23 protein-coding genes are annotated in these 26,659 nt (G+C 48.8%); 11 read left to right on the forward strand and 12 right to left on the reverse strand.

What is annotated here, in order from left to right; translation table 11 throughout:
* Nucleotides 1-223: 223 nt before the first annotated feature.
* From NG795_RS12830 to NG795_RS12840, 3 genes are all read left to right on the forward strand, one after another.
* Nucleotides 224-3,445, forward strand: coding sequence for an efflux RND transporter permease subunit (locus tag NG795_RS12830; protein WP_367289057.1), 3,222 nt, complete (start codon nt 224-226; stop codon nt 3,443-3,445).
* A 309-nt stretch (nt 3,446-3,754) separates the two neighbouring features.
* On the forward strand, nt 3,755-4,933 hold the full coding sequence (locus NG795_RS12835) for an anhydro-N-acetylmuramic acid kinase (protein ID WP_367289222.1): 1,179 nt from the start codon (nt 3,755-3,757) through the stop codon (nt 4,931-4,933).
* A 343-nt stretch (nt 4,934-5,276) separates the two neighbouring features.
* Nucleotides 5,277-5,726, forward strand: coding sequence for a hypothetical protein (locus NG795_RS12840; RefSeq protein WP_367289058.1), 450 nt, complete (start codon nt 5,277-5,279; stop codon nt 5,724-5,726).
* A gap of 19 nt (nt 5,727-5,745) precedes the next feature.
* On the opposite strand, the gene NG795_RS12845 is transcribed toward NG795_RS12840, so the two are convergent.
* Nucleotides 5,746-6,621 (reverse strand): universal stress protein, encoded by an 876-nt coding sequence (locus tag NG795_RS12845; RefSeq protein ID WP_367289059.1) that lies wholly within the window; start codon nt 6,619-6,621, stop codon nt 5,746-5,748.
* A 747-nt stretch (nt 6,622-7,368) separates the two neighbouring features.
* Between NG795_RS12845 and NG795_RS12850 the strand changes: the two genes are divergently transcribed.
* Entirely contained in the window at nt 7,369-7,743 is a 375-nt protein-coding gene (locus NG795_RS12850; RefSeq protein WP_367289060.1) for a group I truncated hemoglobin, read from the forward strand.
* A 766-nt stretch (nt 7,744-8,509) separates the two neighbouring features.
* On the opposite strand, the gene NG795_RS12855 is transcribed toward NG795_RS12850, so the two are convergent.
* From NG795_RS12855 to purC, 11 genes are all read right to left on the reverse strand, one after another.
* A complete protein-coding gene (locus NG795_RS12855) occupies nt 8,510-8,716 on the reverse strand; it encodes an NblA/ycf18 family protein (protein ID WP_015152044.1) in 207 nt (68 codons plus the stop codon).
* A gap of 681 nt (nt 8,717-9,397) precedes the next feature.
* Nucleotides 9,398-10,126, reverse strand: coding sequence for a Stp1/IreP family PP2C-type Ser/Thr phosphatase (locus NG795_RS12860; RefSeq protein WP_367289061.1), 729 nt, complete (start codon nt 10,124-10,126; stop codon nt 9,398-9,400).
* A 107-nt stretch (nt 10,127-10,233) separates the two neighbouring features.
* Nucleotides 10,234-11,961 carry an ABC1 kinase family protein gene (locus NG795_RS12865; RefSeq protein WP_367289223.1) on the reverse strand — a complete coding sequence of 576 codons (1,728 nt, stop codon included), beginning with the start codon at nt 11,959-11,961 and terminating at the stop codon, nt 10,234-10,236.
* 195 nt (nt 11,962-12,156) lie between these two features.
* Complete coding sequence (locus NG795_RS12870; RefSeq protein WP_367289062.1) at nt 12,157-12,495, reverse strand: DUF6825 family protein; 339 nt, start codon at nt 12,493-12,495, stop codon at nt 12,157-12,159.
* A gap of 194 nt (nt 12,496-12,689) precedes the next feature.
* Nucleotides 12,690-13,094 carry a hypothetical protein gene (locus NG795_RS12875; RefSeq protein WP_367289063.1) on the reverse strand — a complete coding sequence of 135 codons (405 nt, stop codon included), beginning with the start codon at nt 13,092-13,094 and terminating at the stop codon, nt 12,690-12,692.
* Nucleotides 13,095-13,283: 189 nt separating this feature from the next.
* Complete coding sequence (gene lpxB, locus NG795_RS12880; protein WP_367289064.1) at nt 13,284-14,489, reverse strand: lipid-A-disaccharide synthase; 1,206 nt, start codon at nt 14,487-14,489, stop codon at nt 13,284-13,286.
* 10 nt (nt 14,490-14,499) lie between these two features.
* Nucleotides 14,500-15,312, reverse strand: coding sequence for an acyl-ACP--UDP-N-acetylglucosamine O-acyltransferase (gene lpxA, locus NG795_RS12885; protein ID WP_367289065.1), 813 nt, complete (start codon nt 15,310-15,312; stop codon nt 14,500-14,502).
* A gap of 136 nt (nt 15,313-15,448) precedes the next feature.
* A complete protein-coding gene (gene fabZ / locus NG795_RS12890; protein WP_367289066.1) occupies nt 15,449-15,979 on the reverse strand; it encodes a 3-hydroxyacyl-ACP dehydratase FabZ in 531 nt (176 codons plus the stop codon).
* 69 nt (nt 15,980-16,048) lie between these two features.
* Nucleotides 16,049-16,924, reverse strand: a complete 876-nt coding sequence (gene lpxC, locus NG795_RS12895) for a UDP-3-O-acyl-N-acetylglucosamine deacetylase (protein ID WP_367289067.1) — start codon at nt 16,922-16,924, stop codon at nt 16,049-16,051.
* Nucleotides 16,925-16,940: 16 nt separating this feature from the next.
* Nucleotides 16,941-19,448, reverse strand: coding sequence for a BamA/TamA family outer membrane protein (locus NG795_RS12900; protein WP_367289068.1), 2,508 nt, complete (start codon nt 19,446-19,448; stop codon nt 16,941-16,943).
* 132 nt (nt 19,449-19,580) lie between these two features.
* On the reverse strand, nt 19,581-20,312 hold the full coding sequence (gene purC, locus NG795_RS12905) for a phosphoribosylaminoimidazolesuccinocarboxamide synthase (RefSeq protein ID WP_367289224.1): 732 nt from the start codon (nt 20,310-20,312) through the stop codon (nt 19,581-19,583).
* Nucleotides 20,313-20,660: 348 nt separating this feature from the next.
* Between purC and folB the strand changes: the two genes are divergently transcribed.
* From folB to NG795_RS12940, 7 genes are all read left to right on the forward strand, one after another.
* Entirely contained in the window at nt 20,661-21,056 is a 396-nt protein-coding gene (gene folB / locus NG795_RS12910) for a dihydroneopterin aldolase (RefSeq protein ID WP_367289069.1), read from the forward strand.
* Between the two features lie 284 nt (nt 21,057-21,340).
* Nucleotides 21,341-22,261 carry a glycosyltransferase family 2 protein gene (locus NG795_RS12915; protein ID WP_367289070.1) on the forward strand — a complete coding sequence of 307 codons (921 nt, stop codon included), beginning with the start codon at nt 21,341-21,343 and terminating at the stop codon, nt 22,259-22,261.
* Nucleotides 22,262-22,381: 120 nt separating this feature from the next.
* The gene (locus NG795_RS12920) at nt 22,382-22,831 is read left to right on the forward strand and encodes an NUDIX domain-containing protein (RefSeq protein WP_367289071.1); all 450 of its coding nucleotides are present in this window, start codon (nt 22,382-22,384) and stop codon (nt 22,829-22,831) included.
* 98 nt (nt 22,832-22,929) lie between these two features.
* Nucleotides 22,930-23,979: an ABC transporter substrate-binding protein gene (locus NG795_RS12925; protein ID WP_367289072.1), complete on the forward strand. Its 1,050-nt coding sequence runs from the start codon at nt 22,930-22,932 to the stop codon at nt 23,977-23,979.
* Nucleotides 23,980-24,318: 339 nt separating this feature from the next.
* On the forward strand, nt 24,319-25,113 hold the full coding sequence (locus NG795_RS12930) for an ABC transporter ATP-binding protein (RefSeq protein WP_367289073.1): 795 nt from the start codon (nt 24,319-24,321) through the stop codon (nt 25,111-25,113).
* A 315-nt stretch (nt 25,114-25,428) separates the two neighbouring features.
* Nucleotides 25,429-26,172, forward strand: a complete 744-nt coding sequence (locus tag NG795_RS12935; RefSeq protein WP_367289074.1) for an SDR family NAD(P)-dependent oxidoreductase — start codon at nt 25,429-25,431, stop codon at nt 26,170-26,172.
* Nucleotides 26,173-26,183: 11 nt separating this feature from the next.
* Complete coding sequence (locus tag NG795_RS12940; protein WP_367289075.1) at nt 26,184-26,597, forward strand: 6-carboxytetrahydropterin synthase; 414 nt, start codon at nt 26,184-26,186, stop codon at nt 26,595-26,597.
* Nucleotides 26,598-26,659: the final 62 nt, after the last annotated feature.

Here is a 26,659-nt window from a genome sequence, read left to right on the forward strand (position 1 = left end):
TTTGTAGTAACGACTTCAGTCGTTGCCAAGGGTGTCAGGGCGAACGCCCTGACAGGCACCATGAGCGGCTTAAATGCCTGTTTAGGGACTGGAGCTTAAGCTTCCAAAGGGGCAGGAGTAGGCTAATGCCAACTCCTGCGGAAACGACTGAAGTCGTTACTACAAACATGAACCCAATCTCCTCCAATCTTCCTCATCCTCCAACTACACCCTAGATTCCCTCATGTCTTTTCACATCTCCACTTGGTCTATCAAAAGCCCGGTTCCCACCTTAGTCATGTTTCTAATTTTGACAGTGGTGGGCTGGATGAGCTTTGGTCAGTTGGGTATTGATGAAAATCCCAACATTGATATTCCCATCGTGAGTATTACCGTCACCCAAACGGGTGCAGGACCGACAGAACTCGAAACCCAGGTGACCCGAAAAGTTGAAGATGCGGTTGCTGGGTTAGGGAATATTGACGAACTGAACTCCACCGTCACCGATGGGATATCTACAACCATCATTAACTTCATCTTGGGAACCGATAGCGATCGCGCCACCAACGATGTTCGCAATGCCATCTCCCAAATTCGCCAAGACTTACCCGCAGATATTAACGACCCGATCGTCAGCCGCCTTGACTTTGCCGGGGGACCCATTCTCACCTACGCCCTGCGGTCCGATCGCCGGAATGTGGAAGAATTAAGCGATTTAGTCGATCGCCCCATTGCGCGCGCTATCCTTGCCGTTCCAGGAGTGGCTCAAATCAATCGAATTGGGGGCGTGGACCGCGAAATCCTCATCGAACTCGACCCCGTTCGCATCAAAGCTTTGGGGATTACCGCCACCCAAATCAATGACCAAATTCGCAGTTTAAATATCAACCTTCCCGGGGGTCGTTCCCAAGTCGGCGGCAGTGAAAACACCATTCGCACCCTAGGATCGGCTCAAACCGTCGAAGCGTTGCGACAAAACCGCATTGTTCTCCCTTCCGGGGAAGCGGTTCCCCTAGAAAGTGTCGCTAACGTCATTGATGGATTCGCCGAACCCCAACAAAGCGCCCGATTTTGGTCTGGACAAGAGAGTGCCAATTCTCAACCCCCAGCCACCAACTCAGGAGAAATTGCCACCCCCGTCGTTGCCTTTTCTGTGTTGCGGAGTACCGGCAGTACCCTGGTTACCGTAGAGGAAGGGGTCCGCCAAAGCATCCAGGAACTGCAAAAAACCCTACCGGATGATATCGAGTTTGAACTGATTTTTACCCGCGCTAATGAGATTCGTGAGTCCTACCAAGCCTCAATTGATGCCTTGGTGATGGGCTGTTTGCTAACAGTTGGTGTGGTGGGTTTATTCTTATGGGATTGGCGGGCCACGTTGATTACGGCGGCTGCGTTACCCCTGTCCATTATTCCCACCTTTATGGTTATGGGACTGCTGGACTATACCCTGAATGGAATGACGTTGCTGGCGCTATCTCTGGCCGTGGGAAATTTAGTCGATGATGCAATCTGTATGATTGAAAATATCGACCAACATTTAAAAATGGGGAAAAAACCCTATCAAGCTGCAATGGATGCGGCTCAAGAAATTGGGTTGGCGGTGTTAGCAACCACTGCAACCATTGTGGCGGTCTTTTTGCCCGTGGCATTTATGGGAGGAATTCCCGGTCAGTTCTTCCAGCCGTTTGGGGTGACGGTTTCGGTTTCCACTATGTTTTCAACCTTGGTGGCAACCACAATAACGCCGATGTTAAGCGCCTATTTGCTCAAAGATAAGCACTCTTCCAGCCAAAAACGCAGAAGTAAGAAACATCCAATGGGAACGGCATCGGAGGAAATGCCCAACTCCCCCCGTCGAAAAATCACGCCCTATCGCACCGCTCTCACTTGGTCGCTGAAACATCGGGTGATTACGTTGATGATTGCGTTTGCTTTCTTTATTGGCAGTTTACAGTTAGTCCCGTATATTCCCACAGGCTTGTTTAATAGTGGAGATACGGGGTTGAGTACGGTCAATGTAGAACTTCCTCCGGGTTCTACTCTACGGGAGACCGATCGCACAGCCCAACGCACGATCTCCCTGTTACAAAAACATCCGGCAGTGGAAAGTGTGTTGGCAACCGTGGGGAGTGGGGGTGCATCCCGAGACTTGAATACAGCAACATTGTATGTCAATTTGTTGCCCAAAGAGGAACGAGAGGTTTCTCAACAAGTTTTTGAGAAACAAATGCGCGAAGAATTTACCAAAATTCCTGGTGCAAGGATTAGTTTCCAGTCTGCTGGTGCGGGGGGAAGTAACAAAGATTTATCAATCGTGCTAAAAAGTGAAAATCCCGTGGCTTTGCAAGAGGCGGCGGATACTTTAGAACGACAAATGCGCGAACTCCCCGGATTGGTCGAGGTGTCCTCCAGTGCATCGGTGGTGAAACCGGAGATTTTGATTAAACCGGACCCCCAACGGGCAGCGGATTTGGGGGTATCCGTCCAGGCGATCGCCCGGACGGCATCTCTAGCAACTCTCGGGGATAATGAGGCAAATTTGGCGAAATTTGACCTAAGCGATCGCCAAATTCCCATCCGAGTCTGGTTATCGGAAAGCTATCGTAATGACCTCAAGGCGATCGGTAATCTGGAAATTCCCAGTCAATCCGGGCGCTTAGTTCCCTTATCTGCGGTTGCTGATATCGTTCTGGGTAGTGGTCCCGCCCAAATCGATCGCTTCGATCGCGCCCGTCAAGTCTCCATTGAAGCCAATTTACAAGGGGTTTCCCTCGGCGATGCTCTCGCACAAGTGGAAGCGCTACCGGGGATGACACTCCCTCCCGGAGTGGAACAACAATCCTCCGGAGATGCCAAAATTATGCAAGAAATTTTCGGGCGCTTCCTGGGTGCATTAGGACTAGCTGTCCTCTCGATTTTTGCCATTTTAGTGTTGTTGTATAACAATTTTTTACATCCCGTCACGATTATGGCAGCCCTCCCCCTCTCGATTGGGGGCGCACTTCTCGGACTGATGGTGACCCAAAAGGAATTAGGACTATTTGCCTTAATTGGGATTGTCATGCTGATGGGATTAGTCACCAAAAACGCCATCCTGTTAGTCGATTGTACCCTCGCCAATCAACAAAATGGAATGCGACAAGTTCCAGCGATTATAGAAGCCGGAGTCTCCCGATTACGACCGATTTTCATGACTGCCCTTTCCACGATCGCCGGAATGATGCCGATCGCCCTAGAAATTGGTGCAGGAGGCGAAGTCCGTTCTCCAATGGCGATCGCAGTCATTGGCGGATTCTCCACCTCCACCCTCTTAACTTTAATCGTCGTCCCCGTCTTATTTACCTACGTTGATGGATTCCAAAGTTTCCTCAAAAACCTCATGAACGGCAAATCTCGTCACCGTCGCAAGTTAAAAGCCCTCCAAGGCAAAAAGGATAAAATCAAAGTTCTGGGCTTAAAATAATGGCCCATTCAGGACAAGTGGCAACACCCGACGGGGGTTGTAACCTTAAATCGGTTGAAACTGAGATCTTGCACCATTCTCAACACCGGCGGGGGTTTAAACCCCCGCCTCATAGCTAAAGTCGGTTAAAAACCGACTGCAAGTCTTATCCCGTGGTGTTTTCAGTCGGTTTCAACCGACTTGATTCTGTTAGGCGGGGGTTTAAACCCCCGCCGGGTGGCAACTTTCCCGATCGCATTCCCAAAGAATCTCTCTGATCACGATCGCATTAGTTGTAAAATCAACACCATTGGCAAACTCAGCGAACTCATGACCCGAGTAATTGGCTTAATTAGTGGCACTTCCGTAGATGGTATTGATGCGGCGATGGTGGACATCACCGGAACTGAATCAGATCTACAGGTGGATTGGGTGGCAGGTACAACCTCTCCCTATCCCGAACCTCTGCGACAAAAAATTTTAGCGGTTTGTGCTGGGGATTCCCTATCAATGGCGGAATTTGCCGAACTGGATGATGCGATCGCCCAAACTTTTGCTCATGCTGCCTTAACCCTGCAAGGAGACAACCGGGTAGAGTTAATCGGTTCTCATGGACAAACTGTTTACCATCGTCCCCCTCAGACAAAACAACTGGGGTACAGTCTGCAATTAGGACGAGGTGCTGTGATTGCTCAACTTACCGGAATTCCCACAATTACCAATTTTAGAGCAGGGGATATCGCCGCAGGAGGACAAGGTGCGCCTCTGGTACCTAAAGTGGACCTCTACCTTCTGGGCGATCGCCACCATTATCAATGTGTTCAAAATATTGGCGGCATCGGCAATGTCGCATTTATTCCCCCACAACAGAATTCCCCCTCTACGGGTTCAGATTTTCCCCAAATGCTGGGATGGGATACAGGTCCCGGGAATAGCCTAATCGATTTAGCGGTTGAATACCTCACCAATGGGGAAGCCACCTACGACAAAGATGGGGCTTGGGCTGCCCAGGGAGTCCCCTGCCAAGCTTTACTGGATCATTGGCTTCAACATCCATTTTTCCACGAACCGCCCCCGAAGTCTACGGGACGAGAATTATTTGGCTGGGACTATTTTCGGGATTGTTTATCCGATGCGGAACCCTACTCCCTCAGTCCCGAGGATTTGCTGGCAACGCTGACGGAACTCACCGTTGAGGCGATCGCCATCAACTATCGCTCTTTTTTACCCGTCCCCCCGAGTCGGGTCCTGTTATGTGGCGGCGGCAGTCGCAACAGTTATTTAAAACAACGGTTACAGAAGCGCTTACAGGAAATCTATGGTCAATCTGTGGCGGTGTTAACCACGGATGACAGGGGAGTGAATGCCGATTTTAAAGAGGCGATCGCCTTTGCCGTGTTAGCTTATTGGCGTCAACAAGGAATTCCGGGCAATCTCCCTGAATGTACTGGCGCGAAAGTCCCCGCCCTTTTGGGAGAAATTCACCATCCTATTTTAGGAAAATATTGAGCCCGAATAATCGGTTATTCCTAGGGTTTGACCGGGGAGATGCCCATCCTAAATTACTTTTGAGTTCATCCCATATTAGTTAAATTAATTGTTTATTTTTTATAGAGAACAAATGATAATCCGACTCTCCTCTCAAAGTAGAGATAATTTATAGGGCTTATACTCAAAAACGAGCCCATTATAAAATCAAACATTCAAAATCATTATTTATATCCGGTCTTCTTTTCGTTGTCTGCTAAAAATTACCAAAATTTTTCTCGCTCATAAAAACTACGTCCCATAAAACCTGGTAGCATATAAAGGCTATAGGGGCAGACTGCAATTCAAGCAAGGATATGGTGCCGTGAATCATATATTTTTACTGCAACCGGGTCGCTGGACCCTTGAAGGCACTTGGTTAGAACGGAATGTTCCAACCAGTCCCGTCACCGGGAAAATTTTAGTGGCATGGACTCGGGAAGATTGGTTTAACATGGTGACCAAGCTGACCTTTCCTGGAAGCGATCGCCCAGAAATTACCCTGCAATATCGGGGACATTTTGACGTGGGGGACCGCCAATACACCTTTGTTCTCCAACATAGCGAACTCGGACGAGTGGAGGGAGAAGGATGGATCGCACCGGAAACGATTATCCAGCGCTATTGGGTACTTGGGGATGAAAAAAAGCGACGCAGTGGTTTTGAAACCTTGCATCGCCTTAATCACAATACCTACTACCACTCAAGCGGCATTTTAGCAGGGCACTACTTAACCAGTGCAATGGAAGCTACACTGACTCGGCTAGGGGAGTAAACTGAGTCACTAACGGCTATTACCGTCGGGAGGGGAAAAAGATGACAGGTTCACAACTGCGCCGCAGGACTTCTGCCGCAAAGCTGGGGAACCAATCCACAATTTTACCTAAGCTATTGGAAGCCAGTGCCACTGCACAGATATCGGACATCTGTGCTAAATCTAAAATATCCAGCACTGGCTCACCTAAGCGGACTTCCACATCAACTTGCAAGCCGATCGCTTCTAACTCGGCTTGAATCGGGGCTAATTTCTCATGAGCTTCCTTGAGTTTGTAGTCCTTCGGGACATTTCGCAGGACACCGGCATCAATTACCCACGCTAACATACAGCGTTCTAAGGAATTAGGGGGACGCTTCTGCGCGTAGCGCTTAAACTCTTCGAGTAATACTCCCGATGCTTGGGTATCCGCATAAGGAAGCAGAATGTAGCGGAACAGATGCCGACAGCGCAGATCCAATTCCTCAGAAGTTAAGGGAGACAGCAGCGCAGTCGGAATCGTCATCATGGGAATATTGGTTCGTCCCGATAACTCCAGGGTCGTACTGCCAAAGAGTTTTTCACTGAGTAAATTGCGGTTGGAGGCCCCTAAAATCATCACCTCGCTTTTGTACCGTTCCGCTGCCTTGAGAATGTTCTCCGTCGGATTACCGGAGAACACCTCAACTTCAACCTGCAACCCATCCGGGACCTGAGTCAAAATGCCATTGAGGCGATCGCGTGCCAAACTGATTTTTTCCGTATCTTCCCGAGGAATTTGTCCTTTCGTCCACAGGGGAACGCTATGGACAAATACGATATGCTCCATCCCTCCGGCAGCTAAACTGGGTAAGAATTTTCCCAAGCGCAGTAAGCCATCCGACAAATCCGTACTAATTAAAACACGCTTAAACATTTAAACAAATTATTCGGGTATCATTGACCGCCCAAAAACTGGGAAATTCGGCGGCTGGCTCAGGTTTTGGACTCTTTGCCATCGCCGCGATCGCTCCCCCAATTTTTTTCATGCTCAAATTTTAGCAGTTTGCCGCACACTTGGTCACTCTCAGTCCCACCTCCCCCAGTTCAACGTCCCGACTTACTGTCGTTCTCCGGTGTTCAACGTCCCGACTTGCTGTCGTTCTCTGGTGTTCAACCTCCCGACTTCAATTCTCATCCCCTGTTCAACGTCCCGACTTGCTGTCCTTATCCAAAGTCGGAAGTGTCGTTACACCAACCAAGATTATGCGAGGCAATGCCCCCTGAAAATTTGTAGCAAAAATTTGGGTCTGGTATTTAACGGGAATTAATCAGTGAATCTACTCCCATAAAAATGAAAATCAAACAAAATTACATCCATTCTCTCGTTCAATTTTCTAGTTTTTTGTTATTTAGGGAGTTCCAAAAAATAAAATCATCTCTTCAATACCACTTAGGGCGATTAGTGTCTTCTCCCTACGGTTAAATGGCGGATATTTTTTAATGAAAATTATTTAATAAAATAAAATGATTCATATTTATTTTTTATTTTCTCCTAAAGCAATGGGTAAAAAAAGCCAAATACGCTATAGTATATTAGAAGTTTAATTGAATCACTTTCGGGTTAAACTTTTTACTAAAGTGATTCTTTTTTTAACTTAATGGTTGAATTTGAAGAAAAAACATGACGACTTTATTTGATAAACTAGGAGGCCAAGCCGCCGTTGACCTGGCAGTAGATAAGTTTTATGAACGGGTTCTAAATGACGATCGCATCAAGCATTTTTTTGCCAATACCGATATGGCTAAACAGCGAATGCACCAGAAAGCATTTCTGACTTATGCTTTTGGTGGCAGCGATCACTATGATGGGCGCTATATGCGAGAAGCCCATAAAGCTTTGGTAGAAGAACAAGGTCTAAGCAGTGAACATTTTGATGCGGTGGCAGAAGACCTCATGGAAACTCTCAAGGAAATGGGGGTTCCTGATGATTTATTGGCAGAAGTAGCGGCGATCGCTGCGGCTCCGCAGCACAAAAAAGATGTATTAAACCAATAATCAGCAACTACCATCCCCTGTTTGTAGTAACGACTTCAGTCCTTTCCAATCTACTGCAATCCCCTGTTTGTAGTAAAGACTTCAGTCGTTATCCAAGGTTTGTAGTTGCAATACCACCCACTGCTTCCATGTTTGTAGTAACGACTTCAGTCGTTATCCGAGGTTTGTAGGTGCAATACCACCCACTGCTTCCTGGGGCTTTCTCAAAAGGGTGCAAGATGTAACTGACTACGAACTTCAGATAAGAGAACGACTGAAGTCGGGACGTTGAACAATTGAAGAGAACGACTCAAGTCGTTACTACGAACTTCAGATAAGAGAACGACTGAAGTCGTTACTACGAACCCAGATAAGAGAACGACTCAAGTCGTTACTACGAACATAAGAGAAGAGAACGACTGAAGTCGTTACTACGAACTAGGGAATAACCAGTGATGGGATTAGTATGCATAAAACTTGTGCCTGAGCAGTTGCTCAGGCACGAGTGGAAGGACAATAGTTTTGAGTAAGATTTGAACTACCAGAAGGGTTTGTGCTGTCCTTTTTGGGACAAAACACGATAAATTTCATGAACGAACTTTACTAAGGGTTTATCTAATCAAATTGGGTTAGAGAATATCTGAGGAGATAGTCTCTGGTGTTTTGTTTTGTTTGGTAAGGAAAGAGAGTTGACGCCCCAGCATCCCCAGCTTTTCTCCCCCTTGGGAACTAAGCAAGAGACGGAGGTCGCCCACTGTTGGGACTTGGATAAAATTTAGCACGGTGATTAAAACTCACTGCTAAAACGTGGTCCTTGATCTAAACCCCATTCATGTTTCAGGAATTGCTGATACATGGTTTCTCTGACCATCATTTGTTTGTACAGTTCTTTGAGAAAATGCTGAGACTGTTCAAGGCTCATTTTCTCGACTTGGGTTTCAAAGGCGCGGACGTTAAATTGTTGTTCCAAAGATAGCTCTATCGGTTGGCTCATTGTAAAACTCCTAATGTTTGATAGTCACAAGGGCTGGAAGGAGAGTTGTAAAGCGGGTAAACCCCTCTTTATATGCTGTCTCTTTCTGCCTTTGTTGGGGGCGGTCAGGATATCCTGTTTGCCTCTTGTTAAGAAATATAACAAAGATTTGACAAAATGGCAATCTTGCCCTGGGGGTATATCGGGAAACGATGACTTAGCAGGTTTCACGGGTTGAAGCCTGGGCCTACAGTCTTTGTATCAAATCAAATCTTTGAAAATTGCTCAGTTTGAACCAAATTAGGTATTTCTTCGGGTTGACATACCGAGTGTGGCTCTTACTGTATCTCTAATATGACGGATATGATAGCCTGTTGCCCTCTGTCGCGAGATACGTTTTTGCAGGCTTTCTGGCCCTTGAGGCGATAAGTTTTGGCAAAAAACGCCTAAAATCAAAAAAAACCGCTCCCAAAGACCGGGAACGGCTCTATCGGATGGATGAGTCAGAGGTGCAATCCTCTGTGTGGCTATGACCCTCTTTCTAAAGCATCGGAACTGTAGAAGAGGATGGGAATTAGACAAGCCGAAGGGAGAAGCAGTTTGGGATTAAAAACCCAGTTTGGGGTCAGTTTGGGGAAAGGCTTTTGGGGTCATGATAGGGTTATGTCTGGAATCCCTGACTTGGAGGGAGTTGCGATCGCCTTAGTCGAGGGTGACAATCACGACGGTAATATTATCCCGTCCCCCTTGATCTTTAGCGGCATTCACCAGTTTCTTGGCCGCTTCGTCACCGGAGAGTTTCAATTGCAGATTAGGGCCGATCGCCTCAGCGGACAGTTCCTCAGTCAACCCATCACTACAGAGCAACAGGCGATCGCCCGGTTGGACCTCAAACTCTTGCAAATCAATCTGTTGTAAATCCTGGCGTCCCAGACATTGAGCCAGAACGTGCCGCCAGGGATGCTTCCGAGCTTCATCTACGGTGAGGTGTCCAGCTTTGAGTGCTCGTCCCACCCAGGTATGATCTTCCGTAATCTGAGTCAGTTCCTGTCCGCGCAGTCGGTATAACCGAGAATCGCCGACATGAGCACACCAAGGTTGATTGCGATCGCGAAATACGACCGCCACCGCAGTCGTTCCCATATCTGATCGCTCAGGATGGTCTAATTGGTCGTCAACAATGGCTTGATTAGCCTTCAAAAAAGCTTCTTTCAACAGATCGGGAGTCTTCTTGGAAGACTTCCAGAATTCCACTAAATATTTTTCAATGGTTTCAGTAGCGATTCGACTGGCCTCTTGGCCTCCCGCATGGCCTCCCATACCATCGGCTACGATAAAAAATCGCCCCTCCGGGTCATCTATATAGAAGGCGTCCTGATTCACAGAACGAACGAGTCCCGTATCCGTCAGACCCGCGAAAGATCGTTTCATAACTCAACGCTTACTATGACAACTTTTACAGGGGGAATAGAAAATTGGGTTTAGATTGGATAGGCGAGGACGCCCAATTTCAAATCTAAGGGTTCCAAGTTACAACATTACATCATTTTATCTGACCGTTCGATCCGCATAATCAGTCGGATCAAACTTCCCGCCAGCAAGAGTGCCACAGCCCCGACAATTAGGGCCAGCCAGATTTCACCGTTCACCAATAAAATCGTTGCCGAGAGGGTAAATGCACTCACCAATAAGGCTAAGTTGGTCCCCATTTGAACGTTACCAATCCGCCGCAGCACCCGATCAGTTTCAATGGATCGGACGCGGATGCGAATGTCCCCACGTTCTAGTTTCTCTATCGTATCCTCAATTCGGCCAGGTAAACCCAACGCCGTTGATCCGACTTGCGCGGCTTGCCGTCCGATTTCATTGAAGAACGTATTGCGATCGAGCGAGTTACCATTCGTCATAATCTGCATTGCAAAAGGTTTTGCAACCTCCATAAAGTTAAACTCTGGATCCAGACCCTTCCCCACACCTTCCAGGGTTGAAAAGGCACGCATTACGAAGGTAAATGTAGCGGGAAAGCGGAAGGGTTGATCGTAGGCGATCGCATAGAGATCATCACTAATCGCCGCCACCGACTGCTCCTCAAAGGGCTGATCCATCAAATTATCCAGAATATACTGGATCGATCGCCGCACAGGTCCCATATCATCCGTTCGCGCCAGGGCCTCCAACTCAATGAGACACTCCACCACGTCCTCGGCATTCTTTTTGGCAATCCCAAAAAACAGGTCCAGCAGTTTGACGCGAACATCGGTGCGGATCCGCCCCATCATGCCAAAGTCGTAAAAAATTAACGCCCCATCAGGACTCACCGCCAGATTCCCCGGATGGGGGTCTGCATGGAAAAACCCATGATTGAGGAGTTGTCTTAAATACGCTTCCGCCCCGAGTTTGGCGAGGATTTTGCGATCGAGTCCGGCTGCTTCTAGGGCTTCATAATGGCTAATCTTAATCCCCGGAAGATATTCAAGGGTCAACACGCGAGGGGAAGAATAGCGCCAATAAACCCGAGGCACGCGCACCCATTCTTTATCGCGAAAATTGCGGCGAAAGGTATCCGCATTGCGACCTTCATTAATATAATCAACCTCTTCGTAGAGGATTTTGTAGCACTCGTCATAGATTCCCAACCAATCCCGACCTCGACCCCAGCGGGGGTGATTTTGGAAATAGTGGGCAATCGTCTTGGCGATGGCTAAATCAATTCCAAACAGGCGTTTGAGTCCTGGACGCTGGACCTTGACCACAATTTCTTCCCCAGAATGGAGTTGCGCCTTGTGGACTTGTCCTAAACTTGCTGCTGCGATCGGGACCGGATCAAAACTGCGGAAGAGCTCATCAACTTTGCGACCAAAATCTTCCTCAATAATGGCTTTAGCCTGTTCATAGCTAAATGCGGGGACTCGATCTTGGAGTTTAGCCAACTCCTCGACATATTCACTAGGAAACAAGTCCGATCGCGTTGAAAATAACTGTCCCAACTTAATAAACGTTGGACCTAGTTCTAATATGGTCTCACGAATCCAACTGGCTTGTTTTCGCCGTCTGGCGATTTTTTTGGCTTCTGTGAATCCCCCTTTATAGGTCCAGGGTTTATTCATGGACCACAGACTCGCCAAAAACTGTAAAACAAAATTCCAAATTTCGATCCGCCGCCGATTGGGGGAGTAATTGGGACGACTCCAGCGGTATGCCTTGGGACGATAGGGTACGGTTCCCCCTTTCCCTCGAATGGCGAGAGTACCTCCCGATCGCCTCATTAATTTAGGACCTTCTGGAGTTTCAGGACTTGGGATAGGATCGTTTAAGAGTTCAGACACTCGGGTTTGCGACTGCTATATCTAATCGGTCGATAATTTAATAATGACAAGGATGGCGTCGGATCCAGGATCGGGAATCCGATTTCAGGTTACAGACGACGCGGCGATCGCGGCAGGGTCTGTCCGTCTCTTCACTTAAGGACGGTTACTACGGTAAATCTGTAACTGAGCGCGAACTTGGGCAATTTCTGCTCGCAACTCATCAATGGTTGCTTGCAGATCCCCCGGTTCAGGAATCGGGCTTCCGATGGGACCCGAGATCCCTGAGTTCGTAGGCACGTTCATCACGAAACCTGATTCGCGACTGGCTCGTTCCATCACCTCTTGGGTGAATAACCGCAGACGCTCTCGCTGTTCCGCATCAAATTTACCCAAATCGCTCAGGGCATTGGTTAGGGTTTTTTCTAGCTCGTGGTAAAGCGCTTGGGATAAGGCTCTACCCACAAAAAAGGCATCGACTACAGGTTTACTCATCTAACTTATTATACGCAGGCTTCCGTAAAGAATTATAACGTTGATGAGTGCGATGGCGCAGGCTCTCATGGGTTGTCTTAGGGCTAAAAACAACCTAGAGCCGACATTTGCCTTGAATTTCTTGCATCAAAACGTTAAAAAGACCCCTGAATCCAGGGGTCTTCGGGCGATCGCCTCAGACTAATGCCACGGTTCTAATAAAGTTTGAACCCAATTTGACCGTTAATCCCTCGGAGGTTGTGGTATCCCGCCCCAAAGAAAAAGTTACCATCGGGCCTGATTTGCACCCCTGCGGAATAAGCAAACTCTTGTCCACTGGCATTGGGGTTATCATAAAGCCCTACCCCGACATAGCCGGAAATCGTCCCAATCAAGGGGGGGCTGATAAATTTCATCACGTCAATCCCCACCGCACTCTCATTGGTCAAACCCAATTCTACCCCTAAGCCCAATCCCCGGACTCCGACAGAAAAGGTCGGTTCACTCTCTTGCACGCCTACGGAAACCCAGGGTTGCGGTAACAGTTGCGCCCTGGCGCTAGGAGCGAGGATCAGGGTGGATAATCCCAACAGGGTGGAATAGAGGAGGGTATTTTTCATAACTTTTCTTCTCGGGTCTCCCGGAATTGTTAGGAATTCTTGATTTTTTACGCTTCATCATACCTTGGGTTTCCTAGTGGCAACACCCGATGGGGGATCAATCCCCCGTTTAATAAATTAAGTTCGTTGAAACCGACTGTAAGTCTGATCCAGTGGTGTTTTCAGTCGTCTTTAGACGACTTGATTCTGTTAGGCGGGGGTTTTAACCCCCGCCGGTTGTCCCTCGCCGGTTGTCTGGATCAACCCCAAAATAATCTGTGCCGCCCGATCGCAAACTCCCGGTTCCCCCAAGGCAGCTCGCATTTGCTCATAGTCTTGCTGCATTTGCTGCCGGCGATCGGGATTTTCCAGTAAGTCCAGCGCTTCCCGAACGATGTTCTCGGCTGTAGCTGACTCTTGCAGCAATTCTGGAACGATAGATTTCATTAAAACAAGGTTGGGGGCGGACATGAAGGGGATGGAAAATTTGAGCAGATGTCGAGCAATCCAAGCGGTGAGGGGATTGACCCGGTAGATGACGACTTGGGGGACGTTTAACAGGGCAATTTCTAAATTGACGGTCCCGGATTTGGTAATGGCTAAGTCAGCAGCAGCGATCGCCATGCGACTTTGACTCGCTTCGACCAATTTAGCGCGTAACCCATAGCGCTGAATCTCGGTTTCTAGGGTGGGGCGATATTTTTCCCAGGATAAGGGGATATAAAACTGTACCGATGGATGGTGAGCTTGGATCTGCTGTGCCGCCTCAAACATCACGGGTAAGAGATAGCGGAGTTCTTGTTGTCGGGAGGCGGGGAGAAGGGCGATCGCTAGTTCATCCGAGTCAATTCCCAAGGTTTGACGCGCCTGCTCTCGGGTTGGGGCGCTCTCCAGGACATCAATGAACGGATGACCCACCCAATCAACCGCTGCACCATGTTCATGGTAGTAGCGCGCTTCTATGGGAAAAATGGCCAGGAGGCGATCGCAGAGTCCGACAATCTGAGTTGTGGTGCGATCGCCCAAAGACCAAGCCCACTCCTGGGGGGCAATATAATAAATTCGCGACACCTGGGGCAGGTGTGTCTTGGCAAAATTCCCAATCCCCAGATTTGGACCGATATAGTCAATCAGGATAATCGCATCCGGGGGGGAGTTTCGCAGATAGGCTTTAGCAGAGCGCTGGATTTGCAGAGTCGGCCAAATATAGGGCAAGGATTCGAGAATCCCTATGGAACCAATTCCCGTCGTATTTCCCAGGAGGACTGCACCGGCTTGGGCCATTTTTGCCCCACCCAAGGCCATAATTTCTAGGGATATCCCAGCGGAGTGAGCCTGACGATAGAGGGCTTCTACCAACATTGCCCCTTGCATATCCCCAGACACCTCCCCGGTGCTGATAAAAATTGTTGCCATTGGCGACCCCTTATTCTGGACTCGAATCACGTCGCCGTCCGGGAATCGGTCCCCGGCGATCGCCCGTGATGGACTGACGCAGGAACTCGGACAGATGGAGGAGATAGGGGGTTTGGGGCAGGTCCGTTAATTGTTCCAGCGCCTGTTTAAACGTCTCCTCAGAGCGATAAATCAGGCGAAAGGCTTTTTTGAGTACAGACAAGTCATCCGGTGAGACTCCGGCGCGTTTGAGACCGATCTGATTGAGCGATCGCACCCGAGAGGGATTGCCCTCGACTAACATATAGGGCGGGACATCGCGATCGATCCGCGTCATCCCCCCCACCATTGCCAGTTCCCCAATATGCACGAACTGATGGATGCCTAAAACTCCGCCAATTCTGGCGTGATTTTCAATGCGAACATGACCGGCGAGTTGCACCGTATTGGTAATCACCACGCGATCGCCAATTTCACAATTGTGGGCGATATGCACATAGGCCATCAACAAATTATCATTGCCGATCGCCGTCGCCTCTCCCTCTCCCGTGGCTCGATTAATCGTCACATACTCGCGAATCGTATTCCCATCGCCTATTTTCGTGAGACTTGCAGCCCCAGAATACTTGAGATCCTGTGGCTCAAACCCGATCGCTGCCCCTGGAAAAATGCGATTGCGCGCCCCGATTTCCGTGCAACCCTCGATCGCCACATGAGGACCAATGGTCGTATCTGCACCTACTTTGACTTGCGCCCCAATCACGGCATAAGGTCCGACTTCAACAGTCGGGTGCAGTTCCGCATCCGGATGGATGACTGCCGTCGGATGAATCAGAGTTTTCATAAAATTACTCGAAGAAGGAAAAAGGAAGAAAAAAGAATCAACCGGCAACAGTGAACGGTCAACTGTTCCCTAGGACTTAATTCTCAATTCTCAATTCTCAATTCTTCCCGCTCACTCCTCACTAATAATTTCCCGTTTAATCTACTCGCGAGAACAGGAGTTCCCCTTCGGTCACCAATTGACCATCCACTTCAGCCCGCGCTTGCATCTTAGCAATCCGCCGTTGGGACACGCGCACCAGTTCCGTGGTCATTATCAGTTGGTCCCCAGGAATGACTTGACGACGGAAACGGACTTTATCAATGCCTGCGAATAAAAATAAACTCCCTTCCATTCCAGGAAACTGAGTCAGAACCACACCGCCGACTTGTGCCATTGCTTCGACAATTAACACCCCAGGCATGATCGGACGCCCGGGAAAGTGTCCTTGAAAATGAGGCTCATTAAAGGTGACATTTTTAATCCCAACCGCCCGTTCTCCCTGAACATACTCGATAATCCGGTCCACTAGGGCAAAGGGATAACGGTGAGGCAGCAGTTGCTGGACTTCTTCTAAGGTAAAGCTGGTTTTTAAGACAGCCTCCGTCCCATTCGGGGAGGTGCTTTCGGTTTTGCTGGGGGTAGACTCTGCTGATTGAACGGAATTAACTTCAATAGAAGTGGTCATGACTTGCTTAGGTGGATAGGGTCTGGATCGAGAGTGGAGAGAGTTATCAAGCATACCCCGCCCGCCTCATTAAATCTGGACCCGTGATTCTGCCAGGGCGCGCACAAGCTGGATATGCAGCTTATGACTCGCTTTGTAAGCAATAAAATGAGCCAGGGGCAGAGGGCCGAGTAAACTCAGATCTCCTACTAAGTCTAAAATTTTATGACGCACTGGTTCATTTGGAAATCGTAGAGGGGGATTTATCCACCCGGTTTCCCCGCAAACCAGGGCATTGTCTAAGCTACCCCCTTTGATTAAACCGGCAGTCCGGAGTTGTTCGATTTGGCGGGCTAGACCAAAGGTGCGGGCAGGGGCGATATCTGTGGCGAAGCTGGACTGACTGGGGGACCAACTGTGCCACTGGTTGCCGATCGCCGGTTCAGGAAAATCAATTCCATAACTAAATCGCAGTTCCGGGGAAGGGATGGCCGACACAAAAGCATCTCCTTCATAGATGGAAACCGCAGTAGACAGAGGAGTAATTTCTGGCTGGTCCCCGGAGATGGTCGGGACTAGGCCGACTTGGGCGATCGCCTCCACCCAAGACAGGGCGGACCCATCTAATAGGGGCAGTTCCGGTCCATCCACTTCAATGCGCGCATCCTCCACCCCCATTGCCATCAAAGCGGCTAACAAATGCTCGACAGTTCGCACTGATGCCTGGGCGATCGCCAGTTCGGTAGAAAGGGTGGTCTGATGGACGGCATCAACTCGGGCTGGAATCACCGGACACCCAGGAAGATCCACCCGCACAAAGCAGCGTCCTTCCCCAGGTACACCGGGCAGTATTTTCACCCGAGTCAAGCTCCCTGTATGCAATCCCACCCCAGCGCGTTCCACAGGTGCAACTAAACCCTGTGGAAGACGGGATGTTAAAGAAAACTGATGGTAGGAGGGATTCATTAACAAATCTGGCCTCCTAGAATCGTTCACCAAGACCAAAGTGGAAGCGACTGCCTCCATCATCATTCAGGGCGAAATCCACCCGAATTGGCCCCAGGGGAGACTGGACTCGCAGCCCCAACCCATAGCCAAATCCACTCCCCGGTTTGTTGCGGACCTCTGCCGGTCGTCCGGGAACGTCGCCCCCGGTTCCGAAGTCCGTGGCTGCATCAAAGAACAGTGCACCGCCCACCACCGAATAAATCGGGAAGCGATACTCGGCACTCCCTTGGACAAAACTGCGCCCGGTTCCTACTGCCCCTTCATCGTAACCGCGCACGGTGGTGGTTCCCCCGAGGGAAAAGGCTTCGTAGGGGGGTAAATCCCCGAGGACTGTTCCGCCTTGAACGCTTAAAGCAAAGGTTTGAGGTCCTTCAGAAAAGCGAATTAAATTGATAGGGATGTAGTAGTTATAACTGGCTCTCAACCGATTGAAGAAGATACTTCCTAGGCCAATGGGAACCGATTGTTCTGTACTGACGCGCAGGACACTCCCGGAGGTGGGCTGCAAAGCACTATCGCGTAAATCTCGGGTGCCACTGAGTTGGAAGGTAAACAAATCATCTTTACCGTCGCCACTAAAGCTCAAATCGTTTCCGGCTTCGTCAGTTCGGGCGATATCCCCATCATCATCTCGGGTACTAATTCGTTGATATTGGGTGCCTAAGGAGGCTCTCCAGCCATTATCCAGGGGACGGGAAAAGGTGAGTCCCCCGCCAAAGCGCAGAATTCGCGGACGCCCGCCGTCGTCGGGGAGTTCGATTTCTGGATCGCCCCCATCAAAAATAAAGGAGATGGAGCGCCGTCGGAATAGATTGACGGTATAAGAGGTGCGACTCTCCCAACCCGCAATCCAGGGGTCGGTAAAGTTGACATCAAACAGCACCTCGCGCTGTCCAATTTGCAACTCGGTCCCTAATTTGAGGTTTCTCCCAAATAGGTTTTGTTCTTGCACGCTGAGGGTTCCAAATAAACCACTGGCAGAACTAATCCCTGCACCTGCGGCGATCGACCCGGTACTTCTTTCTAAGACATTGACCACAACCACGACGTTGCGAGGATTTTGACCAGGGTTGAGGGAAATTTGGACATCTTCAAAAATGCCCAGTCCAAATACTCGCTGTAAATCCCGTTCAATGGTTTGGCGATTAAAGACTTCTCCGGGTTCTAGTTCGAGTTCTCGGGTGACAATGTATTCCTTAGTCCGGCCTCGAATGGGTTGCCCTTCGGCGTCCACGAGTTCCCCTTCTTCGTTAATGAACTGGATTTCAATACTCTCGACGACTCCTTCGGCGACTTCCAGAATGACGGTGCCATCAGCGGCCACTTGGGGGGTGTCAATGACTTGGGCTAGGACGTAGCCATTTTGTTGGTACCATTCGTTTAATTGTTTGATGCCTTCCTGGAAGTCGCGCAGGTTGAGGATATCCCCATACTGCGCTGCAAAAATTTCATCAATCACCTCTTGGGGAAGGACTTGATTTCCCCTGACTTCTACGCTGTTTAAAACGGGGTTGGATTCGACTACAAAGGTGACTCGCACACCGAGGGGGGTGTCTTGAGGTTCGGCCCGGACGTTAGAAAAATAGCCGGTGGCAAAAATGGCGTTGATGTCCTGTTGCAGTTGGGACCGGGTGGTGGTCTGTCCTGGACGCAGGGAAATCACTCGATACACTTCGTCTTCGAGTCGTCCTTCAACGCCACTAACGACGACTTCGGCAACCAAGACTTGCGGTTCGGCTTGGGGTGCCGGTTGGGACTGGGGTGGAATGAAAGGAGGCGGTGTTGTCGGTTGGGGAGTGGGTTGGGGAGTGGGTTCTGGGCTGGATTCGGGAGTGGGTGAGGGGACGACTGGACGAGTGGAGGGTTCGGTTTCTATGGCATCGGGTTCGGCGGGTTCGGTTGGGGTGGGGTCTTGGGCGATCGCCCGCTTCCAGTCCTCTGCTCGATCGCTGAGGTGCGGTTGTTGTAAGGGTGGGGTGTTCAGGAGTTCGGCCGGGGATTGACTGGGCCGATCGCTCTGTGCCCCAATGGCGGTGATGACTTCTTCTTCTGGGGCGATCGCCGAAACTAAGGGGTCTTCTTCCACGGCGAATTCCGATGCAATCACCGGGGTTTCCTCTGTGACCTCCCCCTCGCTGACTTCTACTGCCGGTTGCTCCGCCTCGGTTTCAGGCAGAACAATCTCAGGTACAACCGGGGAGATCGGCTCCCCTTGTGCCTGAGTCACAGCTACACTGGCTGCATCCCCATTCTCAATACTCTCAATACTTTTAATCCCCTCAATTATGGAAGATTTAGCCCCCTCTGCCGGTCCATCGGGCGATCGCTCCCCAGGCTCGGTTGTCCTGGGGTCCTCCACTTCCATTGAAGGTTCGGTTGTGGATGGGGCCAAGAGAGCCGAGGTCTCTCCCCGACTGGGGTTGGCAATACTGAGAATGGCACAAGTAGCAAGAACGGCTGACAAGACAGGAGATAAGCGCATGGGTTTAGTCGTTATTTGGCACGTCCAGAGAAACCAAAAGAAAGGATACAAGCGGGAGTCACCACAATTCCTGAAGGAAGTAAATTCTCCTCCCTTCATTAAGGCGTTAGGGCTAATTAATCCCTCGGACTCTTAAGTGGATAGATGAGAAAGCACCCGTTCAAGGACTTGCTGATAGGCATTTTCTACGTTTCCCAAATCCTGCCGGAATCGGTCTTTATCCAGGATTCGGGCAGTGGGATCACTCTGGGATTCATCCCAGAGTCGGCAAGTATCAGGACTGATTTCATCGGCAAGAATTAGGTTCCCCTTGCCATCGAATCCGAACTCCAGTTTAAAGTCAACTAGGATAATTTGACACTTATGGAAAAATTCTGAGAGGATTTGGTTGATTTCCAATGCCATTGTCCGCAGTTGCTCTACTTGTTCTGGGGTGGCAAGTTCTAATAACAGCAGGCGATCGCGGGTTAACAAGGGGTCCCCTAGTTCATCTTTTTTATAGAAAAATTCCACCAGGGGCTGTTTGAGGACGGTTCCCTGGGGGATCCCGGTTTGCTTGCACAAACTTCCCGCAGCAATATTCCGGACGACAACCTCTACCGGGACGATCTGCACCCGCTTGACTCGCATGGAGTTCGGACTGGTTTGCTCGATGAAATGGGTGGGGATTCCTTTGGATTCCAGCAGGTTAAACAGGGCCGTGCCGATCGCACAGTTCATCTGCCCTTTACCGACGATGGTCCCCCGTTTAAGTGCATTAAAGGCGGTGGCATCATCTTTAAACTGGGAGAGCACTACCTCGGGGTCTTCGGTGGTATATAGGATTTTCGCTTTGCCTTCATAGAGTTTTTCCATCGCCGCCATAACCGTTTTTGCTTTCTGATTCAGTGAACTTAGCACCCAGAACGGGGCCCGAAATTCGACGACTTGAGGTCGCTCAATCATTTTATCGTTGTGTGGCCCGAATGATTGCAGGAGCCTCATAGGCGATCGCATCACTGCTGAAAATGACCGGGGGATGCTGGGCAGCAGTGGCCCTAAGTTCCCCCCTGCTAGGGTCCTAGTAAAGTTTTACAACGACATTTTGTCGGGGAAGGGATGAGTTCTCTCAGTTTGCGGTAGGATAGTTTGGCCCTGGGTTTCCTTGGGACTGACAATCGGGAAAGATGTCCAAGATCGGGACAGAACCCAGGGATTGACTTTTGGTAAAACATGGACAAATCTGTAGAACAAAGAGACGCGATCGAGATTACGGGCCTGCGCTATTACGGTTACACGGGCTACTTGGCTGAAGAACGAATGCTCGGTCAATGGTTTGAAGTGGATTTAACCTTATGGGTGGATTTATTAGCGGTGGGAAACAGCGATCGCCTAGAAGAAACCTTAGATTATCGTCTATTGGTTGAGCGGGTTCGCCATCACATCGAAACCGCTAAGGTCAATACGATGGAACATTTGGCCACCCAAATTGCTCGCTCCATTCTCGAATGCGAGCAAGCTCAAAAAATTAGAGTTCGCTTGACGAAGGTTTCCGCCCCAATCCCCGACTTTTCTGGGAAAATTTCCGTAGAAATCACCCGGTCTCTCTCGGATTTTTTAAATTCATAAACCTGGGCTAAATCTCTGATGGGAAACCGAAAGGATTGCGTAGAGTTTCCGAGAATGATACAGTACCAAAGCAGTTCATTATCCGGCTCGAAGCCTCTGCGGGTCAACTTGAGACTCGCTCTGTCGCGATCGCTCACCTATTCGGTAGAGTATCCAGTCATTTTTTAGGTGAAAGACATCAAATTTATTCCCTTGACAGGATTAAACCAACACTGATTCTTGTCCCCTGAAAAGGCGCGCCTTTACAGTTAGATTGATTGACAACATTAAGGAGAATCAAAAACATGGATGATTGGCAATTAACAGCCCCGGTTGCCTTGCTCATCTTTAACCGACCCGATACCACCGAACAGGTCTTTGAGTCGATTCGTCAAGCTCAACCGTCTCAGTTGTTAGTCATTGCCGATGGGCCGCGTCGCGATCGCCCCGGGGAAGCCGAAAAATGTGCAGCGACTCGGCAGATCATCGACCGCGTAGACTGGGATTGTCAAGTCATCAAGCATTATTCAGACATTAACTTAGGCTGTAAATTGCGCGTTTCCAGTGGCATAAATTGGATCTTTGATACCGTTGAAGAAGCCATCATCCTCGAAGATGACTGTCTACCCAATCAAAGTTTCTTCCGGTATTGTCAAGAACTTTTAACTCAGTATCGAGATGATTACAGAGTCATGCATATTGCCGGAAGCAATGAAGGAATTCCCGGACAGAATCTCCATGAAAGTTACTATTTTTCCCGCAGGACTCATATTTGGGGTTGGGCAACTTGGCGCAGAGCATGGCAAACTTACTACGATGTTGATATTAAATTATGGCCCGAATTCAAACAGACCCATAAATTAGCCGAAATCATCGGAAACAAACAAGAAGCATCGGTCAAGGCCCAAGTTTTTGATTTGGTCTATGAAAACCAAATCGATACCTGGGACCATCAATGGAATTTTGCCTGTCTTTATCATCAAAATTCTTCCATTTTACCCAATAAAAACTTAGTCTCTAATATTGGGTTTGGACATCAAGAAGCAACCCACACCATCAATCCCAGTAGTTTTGCAGACTTGCCCACAGAAGAACTGGATTTTCCCCTGATTCATCCTCAAATTGTCCAGCAAGATGTCGTCACCGATGACCAGTATTTCGAGGCAAGGCAAAACAATCAAGTCAAAAGTATGAAAAATTCCGACCAGTTGGCAGAGTGGGTATAACCCATCTCAATCATCACCGGCATAGCCTTGGGCGGACAAAGGTTGTTACACTAATCTCTACCGGAGATCATCAAAACCCTCCCTCTGCCTGTTTGTCGATTACCCCAGGGATTACAAGTCATGCACGATCCATCATTGGTTTCACCCCGATCTATCGTTCAAACCTTTCCTTTAAGTACCGTAGGGGCGCTGGTTTGTGGCCCTAGCAGTCGGGTTTTGATTGCCAAAACTACGAAATGGCGGGGGTTGTGGGGGGTCCCCGGGGGGAAGGTGGATTGGGGTGAAACCCTAGAAGCGGCCTTAGTACGGGAGTTTCGAGAAGAGGTTGGACTGGACCTGGTGGACATTCGCTGGGCACTGTTGCAAGAAGCCGTCGTAGACCCCCAATTTTATCGGGACGCTCACTTTATTATGATGAACTATTATGCCCGTTCGACCACAGAAACGGTGATTCCCAATGAGGAAATTGAGGAATGGGTTTGGGTTACCCCACAAGAGGCACTCAACTATTCTTTGAATACTTACACCCGCGTTTTGGTTGAACATTATCTCAACCGGGGTGACGCTTGAACGGGTCAATTAACCCGCTTGCTTCTTCCCTTCATCTCCTCTCTAATCCGGTTCCCATACCCTCAAGAAAATCTGTCCCTTACCCTCAATGACTGACTATGACTAATTTTAATTCTATCAAACGTCGCCAATTCCTGAAAATGAGTTCCTTGGCTCTAGGAACCAGTATCTTAACCAGTTGTACGAATCCTGGAAAGCAACCTTCCGCCTCCACAGCGAATGGAAAACTTGACAAAATTAAAGTCGGGTTAAGCTGGAAAGCTGAAGCCGAATACGGCGGATTTTATCAGGCCCTGGCGACGGGGATTTATCGAGACTATGGATTCGATGTGGAAATTAGACCCCTTCCCCCCCAAGGGAATGTGACTCAATTGTTGATGGGGGATTTGGTTGACTTTAGTATTGGACAAGCAGTCAATGCACTCCAAGCAGCGGATCAAGGCATTCCCAAAGTGACGATCGCCGCCATCTTTCAAAATGAAATTCAAGCCTTTTTAGCCCATCCCGGGGTCGGCAATGATTCGTTGGCGCAACTCAAGGGAAAACGGGTGTTTATTGTTCCGGGACTGAGTAGTATTTATTGGCCTTTCCTAGAAAAACAGTACGGTTATACTCAAGACCAGCAACGGCCTTATAATTTCAATGTCACCCCATTTTTGCTAGACAAAGATTCGGTCCAACAGGGATTATTGACTTCAGAACCATTTCTCATTGAAAAAGAAGGCGGGTTTAAACCCGTGGTTTTACTGTTAAGTGAAACGGGCTTGAATCCTTATAATTTCACCCTGGAAACCACTCATAAATTAATTGAATCAAAACCGGAGTTGGTTCATCGCTTTGTCGATGCTTCTATCAAAGGATGGTACAGCTATCTTGACAATCCCGCACTGGGAAATGAGTTGATTCAGCAAGACAATCCAGAAATGTCTGATGAGTTGCTGGCTTTTGCACTGGGTAAGGTAGCGGAGTATGATCTGATTAAGTCGGGAGATGCTCAAACCCTCGGGATTGGGGCGATGACTGATGAACGATGGAAAACTTTGTTTGACCAGTTGGTAACTGCTGGGGTTTTAGAGGATAAACCCAGCTATAAAGATGCCTACACCTTAGAGTTTATTAATAAGGGGGTAGACTATTACCTGTCTTAAAATTTTAGCCTTCTTTTGCCCTGATTGAGCAGTCTTGAAACTCGAACCCGCTCTGTAGGGTTGATTCGCAAATCAACCCTAGATTGTGGTTTTAGAAAACCCTTACCATTAGGGAACTCCAAAAAATAAAACCACCAAAATGTTCGGAGTGATTCCTTCACCGAGTCATCTTTATAAAGAAACCCCTGAAGGGGTTACTACGAACGTTTGAATGATTTATTTTTTGGATTTCCCTTAAGGGTATGGCTCTCTTAAAAAAGCCTGCTTACCCAGCGGCAAAGAGAAAATCAACGGTTTACAATTGAATTTGAAATTAGCTTTCTTGAGTTAAAATAAAACATGATGAACCCGGAAACGGCGATTACTATCAGTCAGGTGAGCAAGGTTTTTAATAATGGGGTGGTGGCTTTAAAGGATGTAAATCTGAAGGTTAATCGGGAAGATTTTGTCAGTTTAGTTGGCCCTTCTGGATGTGGGAAAAGTACCATTTTAAGAATTATTGCGGGCCTCAGTGAGAGCAGTGGGGGAAAAATTGAATGGGCCGATCGCACCTTAAAACAACAGATCGCGTTTGTGTTCCAAGAACCGGCTTTGATGCCTTGGAGTACGGTAAAAAATAATATTCGCTTACCCCTCAAACTGATGGGAATTCCCAAAAGAATGGCCGATGCTTCCATTGCCAAGACGTTGGAATTAGTCGGATTGAAAAACTTTGCGAATGCCTATCCCCGCCAGCTTTCCGGGGGGATGAAAATGCGGGTTTCTATTGCTCGGGCGATCGTCACGGAACCCCGAGTATTACTGATGGATGAACCCTTTGGGGCTTTGGATGATATCACACGTACTAACCTCAATGATGAGTTACTTTCATTATGGAATCACCAACGTCAAACCATCCTATTTGTGACTCATAATATTTATGAAGCGGTTTATCTCTCCAAGCGAGTGGTGGTGATGGGGGCGAATCCGGGACGGGCGATCGCTGAGATTCCCATCGATGAACCGTTACCCCGCACCGAAGCGTTTCGGACTTCTGAGCGTTATCTCAACTATTGTCAACAGGTGTATGCCGCTTTAGCGGAAGCAATGGATCCGCATTCCCGGGAATCCCCTCGACAATTTTTCTCGGTCTAATTCTGCTATCAAAGGCCGAGATGATTCAAGGCATCTCTAGGATAAAGAATTAGGCTTCATCCGGGATGAATCGCTTCCCTAAATCTGGGTGATTTTTACCCCTCAATCCAGCTCAATCTCCCTGGAGTTCAGGAGGTTTGGCAGGATAGAGGGGGTTTAATTGAGGAGCTGGATAATTGGATTATTTTGGCTCAGATGGGTCAAAATTTTGCTATAATTAACCCCTGGTTCTTAGTTACGGTTTCCTTGAAGTAGGGTCAATCAACCAGAGTTCTAGCGCCGTTTTCTAGTGAATCTTGCCCCTACGAGAAGGAGATGCTGAATCATTTGGAGAAATCTTTAGCGGGACGAGTTGCCATTGTCACAGGAGCAGGTCGGGGGATTGGTGCCGCCACGGCTCGACAGTTGGCACAGCGAGGAGCTTCTGTGGTCCTCGTCAGTCGGAGTGGGGAGCAACTGGAGGGTGTGAGAGAGGCGATCGCCACTGAATCTCAACCTGAGCAAGTTGTGGTGTATCCGGCGGATGTCAGTTCAGAGGCACAGACTCTAGAGGTCTTTGACCAGGCGATCGCCACCTTCGGTCGGGTGGATATCTTAATTAATAATGCCGGAATGGTTCAAGTGACCGATTTTACCCAAATTGAACTGGCGGACTGGGAACGGATCATGGCGGTGAATGTCACCGGGATATTTTTGTACTGCCGTGAGTTTTTTCGTCGGGCGATCGCTCAATCTCATGGCGGTGCGATCGTCAATGTCGCCTCCCTCTCCGGTGTTCGCGGACCCGATAAATTTCCGGGATTCACCAGTTACATTACCAGTAAATACGGGGTCGTTGGCATCACCGATTCCCTCGCCGTAGAAGGTAAACCCCACGGAATTCGCGTGAATAGTGTTTCCCCCGGTGCAGTGGATACCGCTCTTCTGAAACAAGCTGCGCCCTTTCTAAAAACCCAAACCACCCCGGATGATGTGGCGCGCACCATCGTTTTTTTAGCGGATGACTATCAAGCGAAATGTCTCACCGGCGCTAACCTTGAAATTTTTAGTAATGCTTAGGAGTTTTCAGTATGTCGATGATTTATATCACCCGTCGAGTCACTTTTTCCGCCTCTCATCGTCTCCACAGCGATGCCTTATCCGATGAAGAAAATCGCCGAGTATTTGGCAAATGCAACAATCCTAATGGTCATGGTCATAACTATGCATTAAAAGTGACAGTTCGTGGAGAAGTCAATCCCGAAACCGGGATTGTTTTGAATTTCTTTGACCTTCAAGATGCCATTGATGCCGCAATTCTGGAGGAGGTCGATCACAAGCATATTAATTTAGATGTCCCTGCTTTCAAAGGCATCAATCCCACCGCTGAGAATATGGTCGTGGTCTTTTGGAATATGCTAGAACCCAAGCTACCCCCTGGAATGCTCTATGAAATGCAGTTGTATGAAACCGACAATGATCATGTGACCTATCGGGGCACTTAGAGACTGCTACTGTCCGCCCTGACTAAAGTATCGGTATAGTTTACCCCAGGGACAAGAAACCG

Source organism: Laspinema palackyanum D2c (assembly GCF_025370875.1).
Lineage (GTDB): Bacteria > Cyanobacteriota > Cyanobacteriia > Cyanobacteriales > Laspinemataceae > Laspinema > Laspinema palackyanum.